The 5,525-nt window shown below is 27.8% G+C and carries 6 protein-coding genes; 1 reads left to right on the top strand and 5 read right to left on the bottom strand.

All coding sequences use genetic code 4. The annotated features are described in order from the left end of the window. Nucleotides 1-217 precede the first annotated feature (217 nt). On the bottom strand, nt 218-706 hold the full coding sequence (locus tag D9R21_RS04085; protein ID WP_241568742.1) for a Rossmann-fold NAD(P)-binding domain-containing protein: 489 nt from the start codon (nt 704-706) through the stop codon (nt 218-220). 12 nt (nt 707-718) lie between these two features. Then, complete coding sequence (locus tag D9R21_RS04080; protein ID WP_126821209.1) at nt 719-1,912, bottom strand: AEC family transporter; 1,194 nt, start codon at nt 1,910-1,912, stop codon at nt 719-721. A 299-nt stretch (nt 1,913-2,211) separates the two neighbouring features. Between D9R21_RS04080 and D9R21_RS04075 the strand changes: the two genes are divergently transcribed. Then, a complete protein-coding gene (locus D9R21_RS04075; RefSeq protein WP_241568741.1) occupies nt 2,212-2,886 on the top strand; it encodes a hypothetical protein in 675 nt (224 codons plus the stop codon). Nucleotides 2,887-2,978: 92 nt separating this feature from the next. On the opposite strand, the gene rplA is transcribed toward D9R21_RS04075, so the two are convergent. From rplA to D9R21_RS04060, 3 genes are read right to left on the bottom strand one after another with little or no spacing between them, the layout of a single operon-like run. Next, nucleotides 2,979-3,665, bottom strand: coding sequence for a 50S ribosomal protein L1 (rplA, locus tag D9R21_RS04070; protein ID WP_126821208.1), 687 nt, complete (start codon nt 3,663-3,665; stop codon nt 2,979-2,981). 2 nt (nt 3,666-3,667) lie between these two features. Beyond that, nucleotides 3,668-4,159, bottom strand: a complete 492-nt coding sequence (gene rplK, locus D9R21_RS04065; protein WP_196234376.1) for a 50S ribosomal protein L11 — start codon at nt 4,157-4,159, stop codon at nt 3,668-3,670. A 50-nt stretch (nt 4,160-4,209) separates the two neighbouring features. Further along, nucleotides 4,210-4,917 carry a hypothetical protein gene (locus tag D9R21_RS04060; RefSeq protein ID WP_126821206.1) on the bottom strand — a complete coding sequence of 236 codons (708 nt, stop codon included), beginning with the start codon at nt 4,915-4,917 and terminating at the stop codon, nt 4,210-4,212. Nucleotides 4,918-5,525: the final 608 nt, after the last annotated feature.

The following is a 5,525-nucleotide window of genomic DNA, read 5'->3' as shown; positions in this document are numbered from 1 at the left end:
GGGTAAAAATTATCATTGTGCTGATAATATTGTTATTGAAAGTTTTCATTCTTTATTAAAAAAAGCAACAATTCATAACAATATTTACTTATCGCATGATGAATATATTAATGATGTTAAAAAATGAAATAAATGATATTAAAGCCGCAAAGAAAAGGATATAATAAATAAAAGTTTATAAACCTTTTTTACTAATACTTACTTTTTGGGGTGCAATCTACGTTCCAATCCGACCAGTTCCAATAATTCCAATTGTTGAATTACGAATTTCTTTTGAAAACATAAAATCATCAACCTTAAAATTTGTTTGACGTTCATTATTAGCCATATAAAATAAATTACGTAAAAAAGCATTCCCCATTGCTACCGCTAATTCGCTAACTACATTAGGCGAATATCCTGGTACATAAGCCATTTTAAAACCTAATTCGTGTGCTTTTGTTAAATCAATATGGTTATAACCAACTGTTCTTGTTAATAAATATTTAATCCCATATTCTTGCATTTTTAATAAATTTTCTTCATAACAATCACAATTTGCACTAACCATCACTGCTTGATGTCCTTTAACTGTGGCAATATTATCTTTTGTTAAATATTCTTCAATTAAAGTTAAATCATAACCATATTTTTCATTTAGTTTTTCAAAAAATGGTCGTTCGGTTTTCCGAACGCCATAACAAACCATTTTAATTTTTATATTCATTGTTATTTTCTCCTAATATGTAAATAATGTAGTTGCCCCAATTGCTGTCGTAATAATTACTCAGAATGGTAACGAAATAATTGAAAATAAAGTTGAAACTAATGTTAAATTACTTGCTAACATTGGTTGTTTTTTATATCCTATTGAATATGCAACAATAACAGACGCTGGTGGTGCTGCCAACATAATGACAATAACAGTCAAGCCAACTGAATCTAATTTTCATACTCCTGTTTCTTTTCCAATCACAGCAAAAATAATTGGTGCTAGTATAACTTTCATAATCATTCCATATCAGACTTTTTTATCTTGCATTGCTTCACGCAATTTCCCTTTTGATAAAGTCATTCCAATTGCTAATCATGCTAATGGTGTACATAATCCTTCCAATGTTTTTGTTATTTTAAATAATGGTGGAAAAGTATTATCTAATCGTAATGGTGGAAATAATCGACCACTACCAATTTTATTTTGATCAGGAACAATTTCAATTCCTGGAATTAATTGTGTTACTCAAAAGATAAATCCAATAATTGTTGCAATTAAAATTGGATTAACAAAAATTTGTTTTAAATTTGCCTTCACGGTTGCCATTTTTTTAGCTCGTATTTCGGCTCTTACTTGTGCATACCCCGTAGGATCTATTTTTGCATCGACAATTGTTTCTGCTGTTGTTTCAACTGCTGATACTAATTGTCCTTGCACCGGTTTACTCATAACAATAAATCCTAATGAATATAAAAATACTCGATAAGGAATATTAAAGATATTAGCTGGTAATGTTGCTTGTCCGACGTCAAATAAAGCTGTAACAACTGGAATTCCGAAGAAAGTAGTTGATGCAAAAACTGTACACATTGCTAACGTATCACGAACATCTTGCTCATATTTAATATAAAAATATTTTGCTACAATTCCTAAAATAATATAAAATAAAAATCCGACTAATAAAATTGCTGCTTGTGTTTTAACTTGTTCAACTGTTGTATCAGCCATAAAACCATCAAATGCTAAACATGGTAAACCAACAACCATGACAATTTTAATTAAGACATCTTCTCAATCTTTTTTAAAGGTTCCACGTTTTGTTAAAAACCAACCTAAAAAAATTACAAACATGATTGCAATAATTGCACTTCAAAAACCCCACGCTTTTAAAGTATCAAGGACTGCTGTACCAACATTAGCTTGTAAATATAAATACATTCTATTTTTTCCTTTCATAGTTTTAAATAATATCTAGATGTACTTTTTGTACTATCAATATTATAATCAATTACTAAACAGAATAACATAAAAAATGAAAAATTTTGGTAAATTCAAAGTTTAAAATCCTAAGGAGAAAAATATTTTGAAATTAGAGATATAAGTTACATAGTAATTTAATTTGTAATTATGGTATAATGCTAAAATAACTTATATAAAATATAATATTATATAAAGAGGTTAAAATTTATAAATTATCAAAGTATAGTAAAAATTTAAAAATAATAATTATCACTTTAATGATTTTCTTAATTGTTGTCCAAATCTCTGGTGTTATCATAGATTTATGTGACAGAATGATTAATTATGATTATTTTAAGCCAAGTAAAAATGGACATAGTGAAAACACAATTAATCAATTAATTGCATGATTATTTGTTGCTTTTACAAATTGGTATGCTTTATATTGTGTTATTTACGCCACAGTTTTTCTTGCAAGATTAGGATATAAAAATGAACCTTCAGAATTTAAAAAATTTATTTTTAATTGTGTTTTTTTAGCAACACATTCAATTGTGATTGTTCTTGTCTTTTGACCAGATGTTATTAAGCAATTATTTGTTGGAAAAGAATTTATTTTTACAAATTCAATTTTAAAAAATATTATTACAATTAACATTAATTTTATAACTCCAATTATTGCATTTATCTTATTTGGTATTTTTTCATATTATGAACAACATTATTTTAAATATTTTATTAAAAGAATTAATTACTTTAGTTTAATATTACCAATTTTATATATTATATTTTCATGAACCAGACTAGTGATATATGTTGAATGTCATGGTTATGCTCCAACAGATGGAAGAATAATGTGATGAAATAGCTACAAAATTTTAAACCCCTATCTTCATCCAGTTTTAGCACCATTATTAGTACTCTTTTCAAGCATTGGAATTTATGGCGTTTAAACTTTAGTTAGTTATCTAGCATTATTTTCGTTAAGAACTAAAAAGAAACAAAAAAAGAAAAAGATTAACAATTGTTAATCTTTTTTCCTTTTTTATAATTCAATTAAAACTTTAATTCCTGGTCCCATTGTTGTTGTGATAGCAATATTTTTAATATATGCTCCCTTAACAGCCGCTGGTTTTGCCTTACGAATTGTTTCATAAATTACATCATAATTAGCTTTTAAATCTTCAACTTTAAATGATGTTTTTCCAATAATTGAATGAATGTTTCCATTTTTATCAACACGATATTCAACTTTTCCTTTTTTAACATCACCAATTGCTTTAATAACATCTGGAGTAACTGTTCCTGTTTTAGGGTTTGGCATTAATCCTTTTGGCCCTAATAATTTTCCAATTTTTCCTAATTCTGCCATAATATCTGGTGTTGCGATAATAACATCATAATCAAATCAGTTTTCTTTTTGAATTTTTTCAATTAAATCTTTACCACCAACAAAATCAGCACCCGCTGCTTTAGCATCAGCTTCCTTGCTATTTGTTAAAACTAAGATTCGTTGTGTTTTTCCTGTTCCTTTTGGTAACACAACAGCTCCACGAATTTGTTGGTCAGCATGACGTGGATCAACGTTTAAATTAAAGGCAACTTCAACGGTTGAGTCAAATTTTGTTGTTGCAGTTTTTTTTGCTAATTCAATTGCTTCTGCAATTGGGTATACCTTATTTTTATCAACTAATTCAGCAACTTTATTATATTTTTTACCAAATTTTGCCATTCTTAGTTTTTCTCCTTCTTACTTGGCATACCTTCAACAACAATCCCCATATTACGAGCAGTTCCTTCAATAATATGCATTGCTGCTTCAACATCATTTGCGTTTAAATCAACAAGTTTATATTCCGCAATTTTGCGAACTTCATCAGCTGAAATTGTTGCTACCTTTTCATCTTTTGCCTTTGCTGATCCCTTTTGGATTTTTGCTGCTTTTTTTAATAAAATCGCTGCTGGTGTTGTTTTTAATTCAAATTTAAATGTCTTATCATCAAAAGCAGTAATAACAACTGGAACAACATCACCCATTCGTTCTTTTGTTGCATCATTAAACTGTGTACAAAATTGAGGCATATTAATTCCTAATGAAGCTAATTCTGGACCCGGTTTTGCTTGTCCTGCTTGAAATTCTAATTTTGCAATTCTTGTAATTCTTGCCACGAGCAATTTCCTCCTTTTAATTAAATTCTCGCTGTGGTCCAAACGTAATGTTACCATTACTACCACATTTAAGCATATTCTAAATAATAGAATAAATGCCTAATTAATTATAACAATAAAAAAATAAAAAACAACTTTATTTTATTCAAGAATACTACATGTTGAAGCAATTGTACTAGTAATTCCAGCTGAAATAGCGCTAAGAAAGGCAAGGGGGGAAATAATAAGGAAAGACCCGCTGAAATTCCTAAAACACTAGCAGTTAAAAACCCATAATTACTACAATCTGTTAACACATTAAAATTGTTATTAGAATGCGAACGATTACGTATTAAATCTAAATTATCTTGATATTTTTTTATTTGTTGTTTTAATTGATTAATTTCTTGCTCAATATCTGATTTTCAATAATAAATTTTTTTTAACTGCAATTGAATTTTAATTATGTTAATAATATTAGTAAACTCTCGTAAATAAGTTTTTAAAGTTTCGATAGTATTAAACACTCAAATAATTTCAGCATTATAATCAAGCTTAGGAATAACTGTATCAATTAAGAATTTAACATTATCTGAAAATTGTCTAAAATCATTTACTCAATTTTGTATTTCTTGATTTTCTAAAATTGTCTTTATTTTTTGAGATAAATTATCTTCGGTATTAAAAATTACTTTTGCTGTTAAAGCATCCTCATTTTGTCTAGTCGTAAAACTTTTAAATCTAACAAATGCTCAATAATGTTCATTTGAATAATCATAGTTATTTATTGGAATTTCTATCTTTGGCGTCCTGTACGATGAACCGGCAAAAAACAATTCTTGTGAGATTGTTTTTTTATTTTTATATTAAAAACATAAATTTATTTGCATTATTCATCGGATAGTATCTTTAAATTTAGAACTTTTATCATAAAAACAGATGTTATTCTGTTTTCCCTACACAAAATAAATGATATTTTTATAAATTTCCTTTCAATAAAGGTATTATTTGATGAATGATGCAACTCTTAAAACTTAATATTTTGATGCTGAAAGATGAACAACTCATCTATGGCACGAAGCCTTAAAGAAAGTGTGAAAGTGATTGGAGTTACTATCCTATTTATTTCTTTAATTCTCGGCAAGATTAATCACTTGCGAAATGTCAGAGCGCGTGTTTTTTGGCTTGTTTTCATAAAAAGAGTGTTGTTAAACCGAAAAAACAATATCGGACACTAAAAAAACAAGAGGGTTGGAACTCCAAAAGGTTATTTTCTTTTTATAAAGTTGTCTAGGGATGGATGAAGCGTAATTAATAACTGGGTAAATTTGTTTTACTTCCGTTAGGGGATAAACCCTGTTTAAATATAGAATTTTATTATCGCCACCACCCACCCCAAAAGTGAGGTGGATGGCGAATTAAGCTAATTAAATCAAAATATAAA

The organism is Spiroplasma endosymbiont of Megaselia nigra (assembly GCF_003987485.1).
Taxonomy (GTDB): domain Bacteria; phylum Bacillota_I; class Bacilli_A; order Mycoplasmatales; family Mycoplasmataceae; genus Spiroplasma.
This window is presented reverse-complemented; position numbering and strand designations above follow the sequence as displayed.